The sequence below is a fragment of the Stenotrophomonas sp. CFBP 13724 genome (assembly GCF_014841975.1).
GTDB lineage: Bacteria > Pseudomonadota > Gammaproteobacteria > Xanthomonadales > Xanthomonadaceae > Stenotrophomonas > Stenotrophomonas lacuserhaii.
Genome location: NZ_JACYUW010000001.1, coordinates 1,769,086 through 1,787,568 on the forward strand (window position 1 = coordinate 1,769,086; position 18,483 = coordinate 1,787,568).

Annotated in this window: 15 protein-coding genes; 6 read left to right on the plus strand and 9 right to left on the minus strand. The window is 60.8% G+C overall.

The features are described 5' to 3' along the window. Window positions 1-30 precede the first annotated feature (30 nt). The 5 genes from IFT63_RS07755 to IFT63_RS07775 all read left to right on the plus strand — a co-directional run bounded on the left by IFT63_RS07755 (window position 31) and on the right by IFT63_RS07775 (window position 4,871). Window positions 31-951, plus strand: coding sequence for an ABC-three component system protein (locus tag IFT63_RS07755; protein ID WP_192083745.1), 921 nt, complete (start codon window positions 31-33; stop codon window positions 949-951). Continuing rightward, window positions 948-1,196: an ABC-three component system middle component 6 gene (locus tag IFT63_RS07760; protein WP_192083746.1), complete on the plus strand. Its 249-nt coding sequence runs from the start codon at window positions 948-950 to the stop codon at window positions 1,194-1,196. Before IFT63_RS07755 ends, IFT63_RS07760 begins: the two co-directional genes overlap by 4 nt. Next, window positions 1,193-2,914: an ABC-three component system protein gene (locus IFT63_RS07765; RefSeq protein ID WP_192083747.1), complete on the plus strand. Its 1,722-nt coding sequence runs from the start codon at window positions 1,193-1,195 to the stop codon at window positions 2,912-2,914. The genes IFT63_RS07760 and IFT63_RS07765 overlap by 4 nt, the downstream gene beginning before the upstream one ends. Window positions 2,915-3,029: 115 nt before the next feature. Beyond that, window positions 3,030-3,812, plus strand: coding sequence for a hypothetical protein (locus IFT63_RS07770; RefSeq protein ID WP_197974237.1), 783 nt, complete (start codon window positions 3,030-3,032; stop codon window positions 3,810-3,812). Between the two features lie 33 nt (window positions 3,813-3,845). Further along, window positions 3,846-4,871 (plus strand): DUF4917 family protein, encoded by a 1,026-nt coding sequence (locus tag IFT63_RS07775; RefSeq protein ID WP_192083748.1) that lies wholly within the window; start codon window positions 3,846-3,848, stop codon window positions 4,869-4,871. A 182-nt stretch (window positions 4,872-5,053) separates the two neighbouring features. On the opposite strand, the gene IFT63_RS07780 is transcribed toward IFT63_RS07775, so the two are convergent. Both IFT63_RS07780 and IFT63_RS07785 read right to left on the minus strand, forming a co-directional pair. Beyond that, window positions 5,054-6,010: a hypothetical protein gene (locus tag IFT63_RS07780; RefSeq protein WP_192083749.1), complete on the minus strand. Its 957-nt coding sequence runs from the start codon at window positions 6,008-6,010 to the stop codon at window positions 5,054-5,056. A 153-nt stretch (window positions 6,011-6,163) separates the two neighbouring features. Next, window positions 6,164-8,938: an ATP-binding protein gene (locus IFT63_RS07785; RefSeq protein ID WP_192083750.1), complete on the minus strand. Its 2,775-nt coding sequence runs from the start codon at window positions 8,936-8,938 to the stop codon at window positions 6,164-6,166. A gap of 271 nt (window positions 8,939-9,209) precedes the next feature. On the opposite strand from IFT63_RS07785, the gene IFT63_RS07790 reads away from it, so the two are divergent. Next, a complete protein-coding gene (locus tag IFT63_RS07790; protein ID WP_192084189.1) occupies window positions 9,210-9,584 on the plus strand; it encodes an AlpA family phage regulatory protein in 375 nt (124 codons plus the stop codon). Window positions 9,585-9,598: 14 nt separating this feature from the next. On the opposite strand, the gene IFT63_RS07795 is transcribed toward IFT63_RS07790, so the two are convergent. From IFT63_RS07795 to IFT63_RS07825, 7 genes are all read right to left on the minus strand, one after another. Continuing rightward, complete coding sequence (locus IFT63_RS07795; RefSeq protein WP_192083751.1) at window positions 9,599-10,123, minus strand: DNA-binding protein; 525 nt, start codon at window positions 10,121-10,123, stop codon at window positions 9,599-9,601. 4 nt (window positions 10,124-10,127) lie between these two features. Then, window positions 10,128-10,403, minus strand: a complete 276-nt coding sequence (locus IFT63_RS07800; RefSeq protein ID WP_192083752.1) for a hypothetical protein — start codon at window positions 10,401-10,403, stop codon at window positions 10,128-10,130. 58 nt (window positions 10,404-10,461) lie between these two features. Then, window positions 10,462-11,718, minus strand: a complete 1,257-nt coding sequence (locus IFT63_RS07805; protein ID WP_192083753.1) for a site-specific integrase — start codon at window positions 11,716-11,718, stop codon at window positions 10,462-10,464. 300 nt (window positions 11,719-12,018) lie between these two features. Beyond that, window positions 12,019-13,584, minus strand: a complete 1,566-nt coding sequence (guaA, locus tag IFT63_RS07810) for a glutamine-hydrolyzing GMP synthase (RefSeq protein ID WP_192083754.1) — start codon at window positions 13,582-13,584, stop codon at window positions 12,019-12,021. Between the two features lie 109 nt (window positions 13,585-13,693). After that, window positions 13,694-15,148, minus strand: a complete 1,455-nt coding sequence (gene guaB / locus IFT63_RS07815) for an IMP dehydrogenase (RefSeq protein ID WP_042612605.1) — start codon at window positions 15,146-15,148, stop codon at window positions 13,694-13,696. A gap of 169 nt (window positions 15,149-15,317) precedes the next feature. Next, window positions 15,318-16,199, minus strand: a complete 882-nt coding sequence (folD, locus tag IFT63_RS07820; RefSeq protein ID WP_101099050.1) for a bifunctional methylenetetrahydrofolate dehydrogenase/methenyltetrahydrofolate cyclohydrolase FolD — start codon at window positions 16,197-16,199, stop codon at window positions 15,318-15,320. Between the two features lie 258 nt (window positions 16,200-16,457). Further along, a complete protein-coding gene (locus IFT63_RS07825; RefSeq protein WP_192083755.1) occupies window positions 16,458-18,290 on the minus strand; it encodes a monovalent cation:proton antiporter-2 (CPA2) family protein in 1,833 nt (610 codons plus the stop codon). Window positions 18,291-18,483: the final 193 nt, after the last annotated feature.

Consider the following 18,483-nt stretch of genomic DNA (forward strand, 5'->3'; position numbering starts at 1 on the left):
CCAAGAACATTAAGGCCAGGGCCTGACCGCATGGATCGCATACAGCAGCTCAACTACGAAAAGGATTTCCGCATTGCCTTCTTGGAATCCAAAGGGGATGGGTTTCAACGTCTGTTCGAGAAGCTGATGTCGAAGGCACATCCCAGCGACTTCATGGCTTGCCGCCCCTGGGGCAACGTTGGGGATCGGAAGAACGACGGATACCTACCTTCCGCGCGCATTCTGTTCCAAAGCTACGCGCCGAATGAAATGAGCGCCACCGACGCCGTCAAGAAGATCAACGAGGACTTCGAGGGGGCCAAAGAGCATTGGGAAAAATATTTCGATGAGTGGACTTTCGTCCACAACGCACCCGATGGGCGCCTGGGCCCCCACATCATCGAAGCTCTGGCCAAACTCCAGCAAGACAATCCGAAGATCAGAACCGGGCACTGCGGGTACGAGGAAATGCTGGCGAAGTTCCGTCAGTTGACCCTTCAGGATCTTGAATCCTGGTTTGGCCCCTCGCTGACGATGGAAGCGAACGTCAATCTGGGCTTCAGCGACTTGGCCGCTGTGCTCACCCATATCAGCATCGCGTCTGTACCTACGACGAGCGAGGTGCAGGACGTATCGCGAGGAAAGATCGAGGCAAACCTTCTGTCTCAGGCTGTCGCCGACTTCCTGAAGATCGGCATGCAGAAGTCGCCGCTCGTCGCGCAGTTCTTCAATAGCTGGAAGAACCCTACGTACGGCGAACAAATCGCGCAGGCGTTCAAGAGTGAATACGTGAAGCTGCGGGACGGAGTTCCACCGCTTCATCCTGATGAGATCTTCGGCCGCCTAGAAGCATGGGCCGGGGGCACAGCAAATACCACGCCTGCACATAAGGCGGCAGTGTTGGCCGTGATGGCATACCTGTTCGACAAGTGCGAGATTTTTGAAGATGCTCAAGCGATGGGGGCGGCATGATCCTGCCTTCCAAACATCTGCCGCAGGATCGTGCGTTACTGACCGTCGGTGCGCATGTTTTGACTTTCCTCGCACGCCCCAAGACCGTCTCCGCGCTTTGGGAGGAATTGAACAGACATGACGCGGGCCTGGCCACAACGCCTCGACGAATTTCCTATGACTGGTTCTTGCTTGCCCTCGACCTCCTGTACGCCCTTGGAACCATCGAACTCGAAAACGGCCTTGTGGCACGGAGGACAGCGTGATTCATCACATTTTCAGCACGCTGCCTAGCTTCAAGAACCTTGGAGAGCTGAAGTCCGGCTTGAATGTGCTGCTCGCTCAAAAAACCGAGGGGGCGACTACCAAGCAGACACGCAATCGCGCTGGCAAAACCAGTTTCATTGAACTGGTGCATTTTCTGCTCGGTGCCGATGCCGGTCCCGACTCGATTTTCCGCACATCGGAACTGGCCGAGCACACCTTCGGCATGGACTTCGATCTGAAGTCGGAACGAACGGTGGTCGAGCGCAGCGGCAGTTCCAAAGCCAAAATCTTCGTGACAGCACCGCCTGCCGCGAAGGTCAAGTTCTCGGCCACCGAGTGGTGTACGTTCCTCGGCGAACAAATGTTCGGTCTGAGCAGCCTTGAAGCCGCGGGAAGCAAGCCGCCTTCGTTCCGGTCGCTGTTTGCCTACTTTGTGCGCCGACAGGCGAGCGGCGCCTTCATGACGCCGGAAAAGCAGGCTACGATGCAAGGGACCGGCGACATGCAGATGGCACTGATGTTCCTGCTTGGATTGGACTGGCAGATTGCCAGGGATTGGCAAGCTGTCCGTGATCGGGAAAAGACCCTCGAAGAGTTGAGGAAGGCGGCCGGGAACGGCGCATTCGGTTCAATCATCGGCAAGGCCGCCGACTTGCGCACGGAGCTGACTATCCAGGAAGCCCGTCTCAAGAAGCTTCACGCGGAAGTTGAGACTTTTCAGGTCTTGCCGGAGTACCGGCAACTGGAAGTCGAGACCGCTAGTTTGACCCGCCAGCTCAACGAGTTGGCCAACGCCAATACCATCGACTTCTCGGCCATTCGCGATCTGGAAAGCGCGCTCGCCTCCGAGATTCCACCAGACCATGAAGACCTCCAGGCGGTCTATCAAGAGGCAGGCGTTGTGCTGCCTGGCTTGGTCAGGCGCCGCTACGAGGACGTGAAGAGTTTTCACGAATCGGTAGTGCGCAATCGCAAGGACTATCTGTCCAGCGAACTCGAAGCGGCCAAGCTACGTATCGAGCTGCGCGATAGTAAGAAGGCGCAGCTTGACCAGCGGCGCGTTGAAATCCTTGGCATTCTCAAGAGCCATGGCGCACTCGAACAGTTCCTCAAGCTGCAAGGCGAACTGGGGCGGCTGGAGTCCGAAGTGGAATCAGTGCGGCAACGCTTCGAAGCCGCAGAGCAGCTCGAAGGCACCAAGAACGAGTTGGAAATCGAGCGCAACCGCCTCACGATCCGCCTACGGCGCGACTTCACCGAGCAGAAGGATCGACTGGCGGAGGCCATCGTCGCCTTCGAGGAAACCTCGCAACGCTTGTATGAATCGGCCGGCAGCATGACGGTCGATGAAACCTCCAACGGACCAATATTCAAGTTTCCGATGCAAGGTGAACGCAGCAAGGGCATCAAGAACATGCAGATTTTCTGCTTCGACATGATGCTGATGCGCTTGTGCGCCCGGCGGCGGATGGGGCCAGGATTCCTGATCCACGACAGCCACCTGTTCGATGGCGTTGACGGGCGCCAAGTTATCAGTGCGTTGCGTCTTGGCTCGGAGATCGCGCAGGAGCTAGGTTTTCAATACATCGTGACGATGAATGAGGACGACGCCTTCAAGGAAACTATTGAAGGATTCGATCTCAACGACCATGTGCTTCCCACACGTTTGACCGATGCCACGGAGGATGGTGGACTGTTTGGCATTAGATTTGGATAAATACCGAACTGATGGCAATTGAGTTCCGGGTGTGCGCTTGTATACCGGGAGCACCGAAAGCAACTGCGGAAGTAAGGCCGCGACACTATCTCTAAGTCTGTGAAAGATTAGAAGCATGATCGGACAAAGAACCCGCTACTCGTTCGCCCAATTCCTGGAGCTGCAGGAGCCGATGATTTCAATCGTGCTTCTGAGCAAATACGGCGTGCAGCATCTATCGCTGTCGCACGGACAACTGTTGTACGGCCTACTGAACACACTGCGCGATCTTGATGACCGCACACTCATGCTGGCGCTGGCTGAGGTCGTTGCAACTGCGGGCGATCTGCGGGCCAGGGTCAATCCGAAGTATCGGTTCGACGAGCGCCAGCATGATCTGGCGCAATGCCTCCTGCTGGACGGCTACATCATCCAGGACAAGAAGCTGATCCAGACAGATCCGTCGATCTCTGATGCTGCCCCCTTGGAGGATGACCTGATCACTGCGCTACAGAGCTCTGGTGCTCCTCGTGCGCAGGAGGTCATCGCCAAGATCAACGATTCGGCTGGCGCGTTCCGGGCAACTCCGCCCGACTACAACGCATCGCTTGTGAACGCCCGCGTGGCGCTGGAAACTTTAGCCGGCGACATCGCCGCCCATGTTGCCTCGCAGCGGCAGACAGCCGCCGCTTACAACCCATCGAAGTGGGGCGAGGTGCTTGCGTTCCTGCGCAGCAGCGGCGAGATCACCATTGAGGAGGAAAAAGGCCTAGCCGGTGTCTTCGGTTTTCTCAGTCCTGGCGCTCACCGCCCCGTGGGAATCCCTGAAGATCAGATGACGCGGCTTGGCCGTTCGTTCACGCTCAATATGTGCTGGTTCCTGCTCAAGAACCAACTCGCGCGAAGTTCACAGCCTTGAACCTCCCTACTTGAATGCGCGAGGACCAACAGCATGCCGTTTGAGATCAGGCCTTGGGAAGCGATTGCGAAACACTACGGATGCACAATTCTGCTCGGCAACGGCGCCAGCATTTCCGTCAGCCCGAGCTTCTCCTATCGCTCGCTGCTCCAACATGCCACCGATCGGAACCTGCTCTCCGAAGATTCGCAGCGGTTATTCGACTTCTTTCAGACGAACGACTTCGAGCTGGTTCTTCGGATCGTCTGGCAGGCATCAAACGTCAATCGTTCGCTACGAATAGCAGACGAGCGGACCCAGGCCGCCTACGTCGGCCTTAGAGACTGCCTAATCCAAACAGTTCGCGACATTCACCCGGAGCACGGTGCGGTAAGCGCCCACCTGCCGAGCATCTATCAATTCCTGAAGCGGTTCAGAACCGTCATCTCGCTCAACTACGACCTGGTGGTGTATTGGGCTATGACCTACGGGTTGGATATCGACGATCAGCATGCGTTCAAGGATTGCTTTGTGGGCGGCGGCGCCTTCGACGATGACTGGCAGCGATTCAGGAAGCCGATCCGAGGAGATCGTTCAACCTCGCTGGTGTTCTATGCGCATGGCAGCTTGGTGTTGTGCCGAAACTTGATTGAACAAGAGCGCAAGATCCACAACCTTCAGGAGGGGCTGCTGGAGGCGGTTTTGCAGCGCTGGCAAAACGGAGAGGTCGTGCCCTTGTTCGTGAGCGAGGGAACGTGGCCGCAGAAAGTTGCTTCCATCCAGAACAGCTACTACCTCTCCACCGTCTACAGAGAGGTTCTGAAATCGCAGCGGGACACGCTGGTGGTCTACGGCTGGGGCTTCGCCGAGCAAGATGTTCACCTCCTGAAACGCATGAAAGACACGGGAATCAATCGTGTGGCGGTATCAGTATTCCGAGGGGATCAGGCCTACTGCAATCGGGTCTTCCAGACGATCCACGATGAATTGGGAGCGCATGTCGAAGTGGATTTCTTCGACAGCGAGAGCCACGGCTGTTGGATTCACCCGGCCCACCAAGTAATACATCCTGTCGTGTAGCCCAAGGACGACAGTTCTCGGTGCCATCATGCAAACGTGCACGGCATCCCGAAGCTGACATGACCGCTATGTCGCCCAGCATGCGTAGGCCATCGCAAGAGAAGGTTGCCTCCACCACGTTAATCCCTCTCGTGCTGATGCTCTCCACAGCGCGGGACCTTAGATTCAGAAAGCGCTCGCCCTCATTTGTGTAGTTCCAGCGCCTGAACCTGTCTGGTATCGACAGGAGACAGGACATAGCCAATCTTGGGCTTGCCAAGGATGGCCACCAACAGACGGCATACGAGCGCCTGCATTTGAAGCATGACCGTTCCTGTATCTAGGCCTGGAGTGTTGCCGCCGTAGATCGCGAATCCCAGCGGCTCGCCGAAGAAAAGCGCTTCGTGGATCGCATCGTTTCGAACCGTTGCCAGATCTGCAGCGCCCATGGCGCTGTCAGCCCAGGAGGGCACAGGCAGGCCCAAGGTCGTGCAGATCCATTCGATGCGACGTGCGTGCGGAACCGAAGGCGTCTTGACCTGCTTACAAGCCACGAGTTTGAAGCAAGCATCGAGGGCCATGTACAGGTACTGGAACCGCTCAAAAGGAAGACACTGTGGAAACTGCGCCAGGAACAGGGCGTGGATGACGGCGGAGACCCGCTTAGATACGCGGGGATCGGCAGCTTCTGCGGCAAGGTAGTCCAGCGCGAGCTGAACTGCATCCGATAAATTGCAACCCACCAGAATAAAGTCGACCAGCTTGCCCGGCTTAACCGGTGTTGCGTCGAGAAATCCGGCTTCGGTCGTCGTCAAGCGCATACCCGTGAAAAACGACAGGCACCAGACGACGAACTCGAGATCGTCGGGGTTCTGATTGCCATGCAACGTCAGCTGATGGGTCTTGGGAAGCCCGAAGACGCGGGCGCGATAGGGCATCTCGTAGACCTGGGCGGTCATGAAATCCTTTGTCCTTTGTGCGCCCGGATAAATCCAGTCCTTCACAACATACGGATCACCTCCGACGAGACTTATCGCGTTCTGAAAGTCCGGATGCGTTTGCAACGTGAACTGCGTAGTCGAGATATCGACTCTCTCGGGGTAATAGCCGAACAACGTTGAAATGCCGGACCCTGCTGTCGACTGACTGTTTTCCGTCATGCTTCGAGAACTCCTTGGGGCAAGCGAGACTGCTGCGCCCTCTCAGTAGGCCATGCTAAAAAGTAGCCGACAAGGATTGAATGACAAGTGCTCACTTGCTCAAAGCCCACCTACGGCTGCCCGCTTGCTGGAGCACGTAACTTCGTCACTGGCCTAGACCAGGCCTCGTACCGCCTCAGGATCGAAACCTTGGGAATGCAGTTGGAGGTCGTCGACCAGATCCGCCAGCTTGACGAAGCGCTTTTGCTCGGCCAACGTCCTGCAGTGCTCATGCAGTTTCGACCCCTGCTTGATGAGGACGCGATGGCGGCCTAGGAACGCATAGGGCGTACCGCGATGACTCTCGAAATTTCGGGAATACAAGGCGCCAGCCCACCGCCCTTGCACCTTGGCCATGATCTGGTGCCTGTCGGTGTCGAGCGTCAGGCGCCCTAAACTCCATCGCTGGAGAACCAGATGGACAGGCGCACCTTCGGGATAGTTCGGCAGCCGCAACGTCTGAATCGTGCTTTTCGGGTCCGCATCGAACAGCATGGATGCGCGTCGATTCGCTTCGAGTAGGTACAGGGGCTCCGCCATTTGCTCTTGTCGCTTGATGATGGTTGCCGCGGCATACGCGATCTCGGTGAGCTGTTCCGCGTAGACACCTCGGAACTGCCCGTCGGGCGCAGGGAAATCCAGCGTTGTCTGAGCGACGACGCATGAACCCGAGAGTTGTTGGAGCCCCTTCCAATCCACGTGGCGCACGGCCGCCTGACCGAATCGACGCGAAGGGTCGACCTCATACAGCCGAAAGCAGAGCAGGTCCGGGTACTCATCGGCAGCCACGGAAAGTTGACTGTCCGTGTATTGATCGAAGACATTGCCACCGCTGAGTTCGGACTCTGCATTGAGACGATAGATTGACTCGGGGTCGTAAGCGTCGCGCGCTCTCAAGAATGCTCGGTAGCCATCATGTATGCACTGCGCTATGGCGCGGCCCATCTTCACACTTTGCTCCGACTCGAGCACTTGACCACGATCGAGTGAGTACTCAATCCCTTGGGGAGACTTCACATTGGCAATGCTCGTCCCAACTCTCCAAAGATCGAAACAAGTCGCGGAGGGCCTGAATGGGGCCTGGAATCCGCAGACTGCCGTGGTGGACATTCCAGATGCTCGATTCAGTCTGGAAATCACGGACGTATGTGCGTTCAGTCGGAACGTCGGCCTCTGGTCTTCGATGCGGAACACCAGTCCCAAGGCGACATCGACTCCGGACTTCTCACCGCGCCAATGGAACGTGTGCAACCCGTCCCCTTCCATCACGTTCATCTTCGCCCCCAGGAGCATCTCGGGGGTGACGTCGGGAACTGAGGTCGGGACTTTCTCTATCGCCCCGTCTAGAACCAAGTCGATCGGCACAGCCGCCGCAATCAAGAGATGGCGACAATGCTCGTACGTATCGTCGATGACAACATCGTCACGCAGGCTCAACGTCACCGATGTGCCGGGAGACATTGGGCAATCGCGGAAGACGGTGTAGTCCTTTAGTTCGTCAAGAGAAACATCGAACTGCAGCCCGGCGCGTGGGGTGGTTCCGGACTCAAAGGCCAATGACTTGATATGGGCTGTCGTGGCCACTGTGAACACAGACCAGAAACCAGTTCCGAATCGGGCGATCGGGGCGTAATTCTTCGTCGCGTAGGCCGGCTCCTTCGCCCGGCTGCTCGCCACGCTCAAGAAGTGATTCAGGATGGTACGAAGCGACATTCCGCAACCGTTGTCGGATACGGTGATGGTGTGACCCGCCCGGTCAAACTCAATTTTCACCTGCGGCTGGTATTCGTCGGCGGGGCTGGAATGGTGCGCTCGGAATCGACATGCCTCGACCGCGTTCTGAACCAACTCACGGATCGGCGCACCAGTTGAGCCTCTCCAGACAGCGTTCGACGCTACCAAATCTATGACCGCCCGCTTGCTCATCCTGACGCCCAGGCGTTCAAAGGTCGCGCCTGGCAGATCCAGTCTTCGTAGGAATGGTTCGGGCCGGATCTTCAACCGCGGAGTTTTTGACTGCCGATCAATGTCGCAGTAGCCGCGGATCCAGCCTTCCATTTCATCAAATGTCCGGTGGGCAAGCGCGAGCACATCGCCGTCATCGAACGTGCCACTGACGACCACTTGGCCATCAGCAGTCACCGCCAAGCTGTCACGAATGCAGTCATGCTTCCTGTTTTCCCGATAGGAGATCGCCGCGGCGCCGCCCCCTATCAGTCGTGCAATCTCGACCACGCCCTCCAACACACGTGTGTCGCTGAATTCGATGGCGTCAGCCGTACACAGAATCGCCGCAAGCTGGCGAACATCCAGTACGCGATCATCCGCCGCGAACGGTATCCGAAGATTCGCTTCCAGTTCCGAAACACTCAGGTTGTGCGACTTCATGATCCAATCAAGAGGTGCCACCAGATTCTCGGGAACTCCGAAGACAGATGCGTTCCGATGGATGTAAGTTCCCCCTCGCTTGGAATGTTCGCGGCGCAGGTAATCTGTCAGTGCGACACTGGTTTCCCATTCGTCGACAGGCAGATCCAGCTTCGACTTGAGATCTGGCGCCTCGTCAGGAAAAACTGTCATTCCCAGATCATGGGCATAGGCAGCTGCAATGAGGAGAAACAGCTCTGGCGACCCCAGCGACTTGTCCGAACCCGAATCGAGGCACCCATCCTGCAGCACATCTTGCAGGCGGCGTACGACTTGGAATCCATGGTGCGCGTCATGACGGGTGTAAAGCGGGAAATGTTGCACGGTCGTCGCGAGAATGGGCGCTATCGCCTCTACGAACCGTACGGCACGATCGGCATACTCTGGGCTCTGCGATGCAAGGTGCGAAAAGACTTTCGTACTTTTGATTTCTTCGACGGGATCCCTGACCAGCACGTTCACCTCCTCCGTGGAATTTTTGTTTGCTCATTCTCGTTTAAGACCGCATACCCACTGAGCTGATTCAAACACTCTAGATCAGAAATCCAAGGCCGCTATGGAGAGCATCGGAAGAGGCTGCATGGGCACAACGCCTACCATTCGTTCATAGCAGTTTCACTACGCCTCTCTACGCTCAGGTGAGTGTCCGCGATAGCTGAAGAAGGGCACCATATCTGCATGCGGTGACGAGTGGTAGATCGCCGAACAATCGGAGCTCGAAATAATGAACAGCATGCCCGGAAATTGCGACCCCGAAAACTCCGACAGGGCGAAATCACAGCCAGGGTCCCTGCCCCTGCCCAGCTCGAACGCCTACGACGATCTACCGCAGTTCCCCAAGCACGGCGTTCTGCCATTTCGGCGCACCATTCGCCGCCATGAGTTGCGGCAAATCGTTCCCTTGGCCGAAACCACGATCTACGAAATGGAGCGCCGCGGTGAATTCCCCCGGCGTTTCAATCTGACGCCGCGCTGCGTGGTGTGGGATCTCGCCGAGGTGGAGGCCTGGGTGGACGAACGCAGGCACGCACCTCGCGCCCCCGTCACCAAGCCTGATGTCCACCTGCGAAAAACCCGCCCAGTTCGGGCGGGTTCCAGCCGCGAATGAGGCTCGCGGCGACCTCACCCCACACGTGCTTCCAGATCCTCCACAACGGCCCCTGAAAGCCGCTGTCCCTCTTTCAACACATTGACCTGCAGGGCGACGCGCGCGACCTCCAACACGCCCTTGGCCAGCGAGTAGCTGCACCGGGCCTGCAGCCACCCCAACACATCCGCCAGGTGCCAGATTGACGCACTGCCTTCGTGCACCGGTGTCGGGAAGCTGCCTGGATGGGCCAGCATCAGCTTGCGCATGTTCTGCCGCGACACCCCCACGATGTCGGCCACATCGGTCAGCCCGACCAAATCCGGCGCAACCTCAATCAACTTGGCCGATGGCACGGCGCGCCGCACGTCGGCCAGCGCACTGCGCACAGCATGATCGGCATCGACCGCCTCGCGGGTGAACTCCAGTGCCAGGCGACCCGGTTGCCCGATGCCGACCAGAGCATCGTCGCAGCCGGCCTCGCCCAGGCGCTCGACCAGCGCTTCGGCGTCGCGATCGTCATCGGCAAGCTGGTACTTGAGTGTGAAGGTGTATTCCATCGTGCTACTCCTGCGCATCGTAGGCCGCCTCCTGCTCCTTGCGGTGGGTCGTACAGTTGTCCACGACGCGCCGCACGGCGCGCGCGTGGTTCCCAGGGCTCTTCGGCGTGCTCCAGATGCTGGTGATGCAGAACTCGCCGCAGCGGCACTCCGCGTCGTTGTAGGGACAATAGATCTGCCCCCAGGCGTGGCTACCGCCGACGTCTACGCGCCAGCCCTGCCCTTCGGCGTGCCTGAGTGCTTCCTCGACTTCCTTTTTCGGATGAGAGGGACGTGCCATCAGTGATCTCCAGTGTGAGGATGATCGCCAAGGTTGTCAAGTGACAACTAAGCGCGTTTCAATCCGACGCAGTGACTGCCGGCACGAATACGTCCCTTGGGATCAACTTCGGCACGTAGTTCTGTCCCCCACCCCGGGCATCGATGAGATGGGCCCACTCCTGCAGCATGTGGCGCCTCTGCTCCGCGTACTGGGCCTTGTTGTAGATCGAGCGCGAGGAACAACCGTCCTCGTGTGCGAGGCATTTCTCGATCCAGTCGCGGTTAAAGCCGATTTCGTTCAGCAGCGTCGACCCTGTGCGGCGCAGGTCATGGACGGTGAACGGATGCAGCGGCAGCCCTTTGACCTTGGCTGCCTGCACCAAGAGCTGCGTGACCCGGTTCAATGTGGCGTTGGACACGCAACGCTCTGCGTCGTAGCGCGAAGGAAAGACGTATCTCGATCCAGCCGCACAGGCGTGCAACTTGATAAAGATGTCGAGCGCCTGGCGCGACAGGTAGACCACGTGCGGATTGCGTCCCTTCATCCGCTCCTTTGGAATCGTCCACGTCGCGTTTTCAAAATTTACCTCGTCCCATGTGGCATGGATCAATTCGCTCTTGCGCACCAGCGTCAGCAGAATCAAACGCAATGCCAGTTTGATGGTCGGATAGGTCGCGACTTGGTCCAGTTGCTGCACGACGAGCCGGATCTCCAGAGGCGACAGCGCGCGATCCTTGGGTACAAAAGTTGCGATCGAGGCAGCGCCCACGCTGTCGGTGGGGTTGGGTACTTTTTCGCCATGCGCGATGGCGTAGACGTACACCTGCTTCACGATGTCGCGGATCTGTACCGCCGTGGCAGGCGCGCCGCGTTCCTTGACCTTGTTGCACAGGGCGCGCAGATCCTCCGGCTCGATCTCGGTGAGCAGGCGATTGCGAAACGCCGGCAGGATGTCGCGGTCGATGATGTGCTTGCGCATGGCACGGGTGCTATCTGCCAACTTGGCATTGGCAAACCATGCGTCCATGGCCTCCCCGAACGTCTTGATGGACGCCACCCGGCGTTTCTCGCGCTGCTTTTCGATCGCGGGCGAGACGCCCTTGAGCACGGCCTTGCGCGCATCGAGGAGCAGTTCGCGCGCCATGGCCAGCGAAATGCCTGCGGGGCCATAGCGACCGAGGGTCAGCGTTTCCCGGCGACCGTGAAGGCGGTAGTCGTAGCGGAAGGTGACGGTACCGCCCGGCGATACCGTCACGTACATCCCATCCCTGTCAGAAGCCTTATAAACCTTAGACTTAGGCTTCAAGTTTCGTAGCGCAGTGTCGGTCAGCATGGCAATTTTTCTCCTGTTTTTTGACGGTATTTCCGTCTGGGTCCCAGGAGACCTGCTGATGCCCGGAAAGCCGCATGAAACAAGCATTTCCGAGATAACTTTTACCGTCAAAGACGGGTTAAGTCCGAATAGTGAATGAAACTGTCTTAATTTCGCCCCGATTTTTACCGTCAGCGCTTTCGTCAGATTTTTTTGCTGCCCGGCGATAGCCACCGACAGGTGCAGCGACGTATCTCCTTTTAGATCAATACGTTACGGCAGTTTTTCGATTGCTGGCGATAGTCCTCGAAAGACTTGATTTCACTCCCACTCAATAGTAGCCGGCGGCTTCCCCGAGATGTCATAGACAACCCTTGAAACCCCCCGCAGCTCATTGATGATCCGGTTGCTCACCGTGCCCAGGAAGTCATACGGCAGGTGCGACCAATGGGCGGTCATGAAATCGATGGTCTCCACCGCGCGCAGCGCGATCACCCACTCATAAGCCCGCGCGTCACCCACCACGCCGACCGACTTCACCGGCAGGAACACAGCGAACGCCTGGCTGGTCTTGTCGTACAGATCCGCCTTGCGCAGCTCTTCAATGAAGATCGCATCAGCCTTGGCCAGCAGTTCGGCGTACTCACGCTTCACTTCGCCCAGGATGCGCACGCCCAGGCCCGGGCCGGGGAACGGATGGCGGTAGACCATGCTGCGCGGCAGGCCGAGTTCAACACCCAGGCGACGCACTTCGTCCTTGAACAGCTCGCGCAGCGGCTCCACGAGGCCCAGCTTCATGTGCTCCGGCAGGCCGCCCACGTTGTGGTGGCTCTTGATCACGTGCGCCTTACCGGTCTTGCTGCCGGCCGACTCGATCACGTCCGGGTAGATGGTGCCCTGTGCCAGCCACTTGGCATTGCTCAGCTTGTTGGATTCTTCGTCGAAGATGTCCACGAACAGGTTGCCGATGATCTTGCGCTTGGCTTCCGGATCACTCACGCCTTCCAGCTTGGCGAAGTAACGGTCGGCCGCGTTCACGCGGATCACCTTGACGCCCATGTGCTCGGCGAACATCGCCATCACCTGGTCGCCTTCCTGCCAGCGCAGCAGGCCGGTGTCGACGAACACGCAGGTCAGCTTGTCACCAATCGCCTTGTGCAGCAGCGCGGCCACGACCGACGAATCGACGCCGCCGGACAGGCCCAGGATCACTTCGTCATCGCCCACCTGTTCGCGCACGCGGGCGATCTGGTCTTCGATGATGTTGGCGGCGGTCCACAGGGTTTCGCAGCCGCACACGTCCACCACGAAGCGGCGCAGCAGCGCCTGGCCCTGCAGGGTGTGGGTCACTTCCGGGTGGAACTGCACGCCGTACCAGCGCTTTTCTTCGTTGGCCATCGCAGCCACCGGAATGCGGTCGGTGGTGGCGGTGATGGTGAAGCCCGGCGGTGCCTTGGACACATGGTCGCCGTGGCTCATCCACACATTCAAACGGGCCTCGCCCGGGTGGTCGCTCAGCCCGGCGAACAGCGAATCCGGGGCGACGATGTTGACTTCGGCATGGCCGAATTCGCGCTGGTCGGCCGCTTCGGTTTCACCGCCCAGCTGCGCGGCCAGGGTCTGCATGCCGTAGCAGATGCCGAACACCGGCAGGCCGCTGTCGAACACTTCCTGCGGCGCGGCGGGCGCGCCCGGCAGGGTGGTCGATTCCGGGCCACCGGACAGGATGATGCCCTTGGCACCGAAGCCGGCGATATCGGCCGGGTTGTGGTCCCACGCCCAGATCTCGCAGTAGACACCGAGCTCGCGGATGCGGCGGGCGATCAGCTGGGTGTACTGCGCGCCGAAATCGAGGATAAGGATCTTGTCGGTATGGATGTTGGTCATGGTGCCCGGGCGATGCAGGAGGAATAACGGAGTACGAAAGCGCAACCAGCGGCGGATATGGAAAGAGGAACGGGAATCTGCTTCCTCGTTCCTCTTGCTGCGTCCGGCCTCAGGCGCGGTAGTTCGGCGGTTCCTTGGTGATCTGCACGTCGTGGACGTGGCTCTCACGTTGGCCGGCGCCGCTGATCTTGACGAACTTCGGCTTGCTGCGCATCTCTTCGACCGTGCCGCAGCCCACGTAGCCCATGGTGGCGCGCAGGCCGCCCATCAGCTGGTGGATGATGCCGCCGACCGGGCCGCGATACGGCACGCGGCCTTCGATGCCTTCGGGCACCAGCTTGTCGGCGCTGGAGGCGTCCTGGAAGTAGCGGTCCTTGGACCCCTTTTCCATCGCCGCCAGCGAGCCCATGCCGCGGTAGCTCTTGTACGAACGGCCCTGGAACAGCTCGGTTTCGCCGGGCGATTCCTCGGTACCGGCCAGCAGGCCACCGATCATGATGGTGGAGGCACCGGCGGCCAGCGCCTTGCCGATGTCACCGGAGTAGCGGATGCCACCGTCGGCGATCAGCGGGATGCGATCCTGCAGTGCCTCGGCCACCAGGTCGATGGCGGTGATCTGCGGCACGCCGACACCGGCGACCACGCGGGTGGTGCAGATCGAGCCCGGACCGATGCCGACCTTGACCGCGTCTGCGCCGCAATCCAGCAGCGCCAGTGCGGCTTCGCCGGTGCAGATGTTGCCACCGACCACCTGCACCTGAGGGAAGTGCTTCTTGACCCAGCGCACGCGGTCCAGCACGCCCTGCGAATGGCCATGCGCGGTGTCCACCACAAGCACGTCCACGCCGGCGGCGACCAGCGCTTCCACACGGCGATCGGTATCGCCGCCCACGCCGACCGCGGCACCCACCAGCAGGCGCGTGGCGGAGTCCTTGGCAGCGTTGGGGTAATCGGTGTTCTTCTGGATGTCCTTGACGGTGATCAGGCCACGCAGGGCGAAATCATCGTTGACCACCAGGATCTTTTCGATGCGGTTGCGATGCAGCAGCAGCTGCACTTCTTCCGACGCGGCGCCTTCCTTGACCGTGATCAGGCGATCCTTCTTGGTCATGATGTGGCGGACCGGATCGTCCAGCTCGGTTTCAAAGCGCATGTCGCGGTGGGTCACGATGCCCACCAGCTGGCCGCCATCCACCACCGGCACGCCGGAGATGTTGCGCGCCTGGGTCAGTGCCAGCACGTCGCGGATGGTGGTTTCCGGCCCGACGGTGATCGGGTCGCGAATGACGCCGGCTTCGAACTTCTTGACCTTGGCCACTTCGGCGGCCTGCTGTTCCACGCTCAGGTTCTTGTGGATGATGCCCATGCCGCCGAGCTGGGCCATGGCGATGGCCAGGCGTGCTTCGGTGACGGTATCCATCGCAGCGGACAGGATCGGGAGCTTCAGCCGCAGGTCGCGGGTCAGCCGGGTTTCCAGGCTGACATCCTTGGGCAGGATGATCGAGTGGGCGGGGACGAGCGAGACGTCGTCGTAGGTGAGAGCTTCAGCCTGGATGCGCAGCATCGGCATACCCGAGATGTGGGGAAGCGCGTCATTTTACCCTGTTTGTCGGCCGAGCGGCAGGGGGTAGATGCGACGCAGTGTCGCGCGGATGGGGTGTGGGGTGAAAGGCGCCGCTGCGCTCGCCGACCATGGGTCGGCGCTACCCCCATCCGTCACCGCCTGGGTGGCCTCAGACGAACGCTTCCGCGGCTTCCAGGGTGTTCTGCATCAGCGTGGCCACGGTCATCGGGCCGACGCCGCCGGGCACCGGGGTGATCCAGCTGGCGCGCTCTGCGGCCGCTTCAAAGCCGACGTCGCCGACCAGCCGGCCGTCATCCAGCCGGTTGATGCCCACATCGATCACCACCGCTCCGGGCTTGACCCATTCACCCGGCACGATGCCCGGGCGGCCGACCGCCACCACCAGGATGTCGGCGTTGCGCACGGCCTGTTCCAGCACGTCCTTCGGGGTGAACTTGTGGCAACTGGTCACGGTGCAGCCGGCGATCAGCAGCTCCAGTCCCATCGGCCGGCCGACATGGTTGCTGACGCCGACGATGGTGGCATTGCGGCCGCGCACGGGCTGGTCGGTGTGGCCCAGCAGCGTGGTGATGCCACGCGGGGTGCACGGGCGCAGGCCGAACTCGCGCAGCGCAAGATGGCCCACGTTTTCCGGGTGGAACCCGTCCACGTCCTTGCGCGGATCGATGCGCTGGATCAGCCGGCGCGCGTCGGGTATGCCGGGCAGCGGGAGCTGGATCAGGATGCCGTGGATCTTCGGGTCCGCATTCAACTTATCGATCAACGCCAGCAGCTCGGCTTCGCTGGTGCCGGCGGGGAGATCGAAATCATGCGCCTCGATGCCGACCTTCTCCGCCGCACGGCGCTTGTTGCGCACGTACACGGTGGACGCCGGGTCGCCGCCCACCAGCACCACGGCCAGCCCGGGGCGGCTGCCACCGGCGGCGACACGGGCGTCTACGCGCACTTTCAGGCTGTCCAGCAGCGCTTCGGAGATGCGGCGGCCGTCGAGGATGCGGGCGGAATGGGAGGCGTCGGTTGGCAAGGTCATCGAAGCAGGCGTGGAGCGGCGGGGATGGCTATTGTCCCTGATTCAGGCCCGGTAGTGACGGCCGCTGGCCGTCAACCCGCAGATGGTAGTGACGGCCGCTGGCCGTCAACCGCAGATGGTAGTGACGGCCGCTGGCCGTCAACCGCAGATGGTAGTGACGGCCGCTGGCCGTCAACCCGCGATGGTAGTGACGGCCGCTGGCCGTCTGCCGCGCAATGACGGCCAGCGGCCGTCACTACCGACCCATCCCTGCCCTGCTCAGGCGTCCGGCGGCACCTGATCGGCATTCAGCGTGCGCGACTGGCGCTTGGGCACGGTGAACGGGGTCGGCGTGGGCACGCCCGGCAGCGAGCTGCCGAAGGCCATGTGGGCGCCGGCGCGGAGGTCGCCACCGGCCATTTCCAGCTGCAGGCGCTCGGCGTCGCGCTCGCGGATCTGCTCGGCGATATCGCGCGCGTCGTCCTCGTCCGCGCCGAGCTCCATCAGCGCGGCCTGGCCGAACATCACCGCCGATTCGAAGGTTTCGCGGATCTGGAAATCGACGCCGGCGTGGATCAGCCGCAGCGAATGTTCGCGGTCGAACGAGCGCACCAGCAGCTTGGCCTGCGGAAATTCATGCGACACCAGTTCGACGATGCGGTCGGCTTCGGCGGCATCGTTGACGCACACCGCGATCGCCCGGGCGCTGGCCGCACCGGAAGCATGCAGCACGTCCAGCCGGGTGCCGTCGCCGTAATAGATCTTGAAGCCGAAGCGCTCGGCGCTATGGATCATCTCCACATCGTTGTCGATGATGGTCACGTCCACGTCGCGCGCCAGCAGTGACTGGCTGGCGACCTGGCCGAAGCGACCGAAGCCGATCAGCAGCACGCTGCCGGACAGGCCTTCGGCGGTTTCAACGCCTTCCATGCTGACTACTGCAGGGGCGGCGAAGCGCTTGTGCGCCAGCACCACCAGCGGCGTCAGGGCCATCGAAAGCACCACCACGGCAGTGAAGTTGGCATTGATGTCCACGTCGATGACACCGGCACTGGCGGCCGCGGCGAACAGCACGAAGGCGAACTCGCCGCCCTGCGCCATCACCACGCCACGGTCCAGTGCCTGCGCATGGCTGCTGCCCATCACGCGCGCCACTGCATAGATGCACAGGGCCTTGGCCACCATCAGCGCCAACACCAGCCCGACGATCAGCGGCCAGTTGCGCGCCACCACGCCCAGGTCCAGCGCCATGCCCACGCTGAGGAAGAACAGCCCCAGCAGGATGCCGCGGAACGGTTCGATGTCCGCTTCAATCTGGTGCCGGAACGTGGACTCACTGAGCAGCACGCCGGCCAGGAAGGCGCCCATCGCCATCGACAACCCGGACAGCTGCATCAGCAATGCGGCGCCCAGCACCACCAGCAGCGCGGCGGCGGTCATCACTTCGCGTGCCTTGGCGGCGGCGAGGATGCGGAACAACGGATTGAGCAGGAAGCGCCCGACCAGCACCAGGCCGACCACCGCACCGGCGCCGATGGCCACCGAGAGCCAGCGCGACCCTTCGCCACCGGCACTGCCGGCCGAGGGCCCCATGAAGGCGACCACCGCCAGCAGCGGCACGATCAGCAGGTCTTCGAACAGCAGGATGGAGACGATCTTCTGGCCGGGCGGCAGCGCGATGTCACCGCGCTCGGCCAACAGCTGCATCACCACCGCGGTGGAGGTCAGCACGAAGCCGGTGGCGCCGATGAAGGCGACCTGCCAAGGCAGCCCGAACAGCTTGGCCACCAGGGTCAGCACGATCGCGCAGGTAACGATCTGTGCGGTGCCCAGCCCGAAGATCTCCTTGCGCAGGCTCCACAGGTGCGAGGGCCGCATCTCCAGGCCGATCACGAAAAGAAACATCACCACGCCGAGTTCGGCGGTGTGCAGGATCGCCTGCGGATCGGAGAACCAGCCCAGCCCGAACGGCCCGATCGCCAGGCCGGCAGTGAAGTACCCCAGCACCGACCCGAGGCCGAAGCGCCGGAACAACGGCACCATCACCACCGCCGCGCCCAACAGGGCGACGACCTTGACCAGTTCACTGCTTGCAGCTGCTTCCACCGCCATGCGGCCATTCCTGTGATGCGTTGAAGTGCGTCAACGATAGGGCATGCAGGACGCAATCAATAGCACGTGGGTTGCGGTTCATTGTTCTGCGAATGAAACGGGCGATCAATTCATCACCGTGTCGTTCCATCTGACGCTGCGAACGAACGGCTGCCGCTGCGCTCGCCGACCATGGGTCGGCGCTACCGAAGAC

What these genes read in the sequence shown, in the direction of transcription:
- folD (WP_101099050.1), bottom strand. Translation starts at nt 16,199, where the DNA reads ATGACCTTGCCAACCGACGCCTCCCATTCCGCCCGCATCCTCGACGGC.
- IFT63_RS07790 (WP_192084189.1), top strand. Translation starts at nt 9,210, where the DNA reads ATGCCCGGAAATTGCGACCCCGAAAACTCCGACAGGGCGAAATCACAG.
- IFT63_RS07800 (WP_192083752.1), bottom strand. Translation starts at nt 10,403, where the DNA reads ATGGCACGTCCCTCTCATCCGAAAAAGGAAGTCGAGGAAGCACTCAGG.
- guaB (WP_042612605.1), bottom strand. Translation starts at nt 15,148, where the DNA reads ATGCTGCGCATCCAGGCTGAAGCTCTCACCTACGACGACGTCTCGCTC.
- IFT63_RS07770 (WP_197974237.1), top strand. Translation starts at nt 3,030, where the DNA reads ATGATCGGACAAAGAACCCGCTACTCGTTCGCCCAATTCCTGGAGCTG.
- IFT63_RS07775 (WP_192083748.1), top strand. Translation starts at nt 3,846, where the DNA reads ATGCCGTTTGAGATCAGGCCTTGGGAAGCGATTGCGAAACACTACGGA.
- guaA (WP_192083754.1), bottom strand. Translation starts at nt 13,584, where the DNA reads ATGACCAACATCCATACCGACAAGATCCTTATCCTCGATTTCGGCGCG.
- IFT63_RS07795 (WP_192083751.1), bottom strand. Translation starts at nt 10,123, where the DNA reads ATGGAATACACCTTCACACTCAAGTACCAGCTTGCCGATGACGATCGC.
- IFT63_RS07780 (WP_192083749.1), bottom strand. Translation starts at nt 6,010, where the DNA reads ATGACGGAAAACAGTCAGTCGACAGCAGGGTCCGGCATTTCAACGTTG.
- IFT63_RS07825 (WP_192083755.1), bottom strand. Translation starts at nt 18,290, where the DNA reads ATGGCGGTGGAAGCAGCTGCAAGCAGTGAACTGGTCAAGGTCGTCGCC.
- IFT63_RS07755 (WP_192083745.1), top strand. Translation starts at nt 31, where the DNA reads ATGGATCGCATACAGCAGCTCAACTACGAAAAGGATTTCCGCATTGCC.
- IFT63_RS07760 (WP_192083746.1), top strand. Translation starts at nt 948, where the DNA reads ATGATCCTGCCTTCCAAACATCTGCCGCAGGATCGTGCGTTACTGACC.
- IFT63_RS07805 (WP_192083753.1), bottom strand. Translation starts at nt 11,718, where the DNA reads ATGCTGACCGACACTGCGCTACGAAACTTGAAGCCTAAGTCTAAGGTT.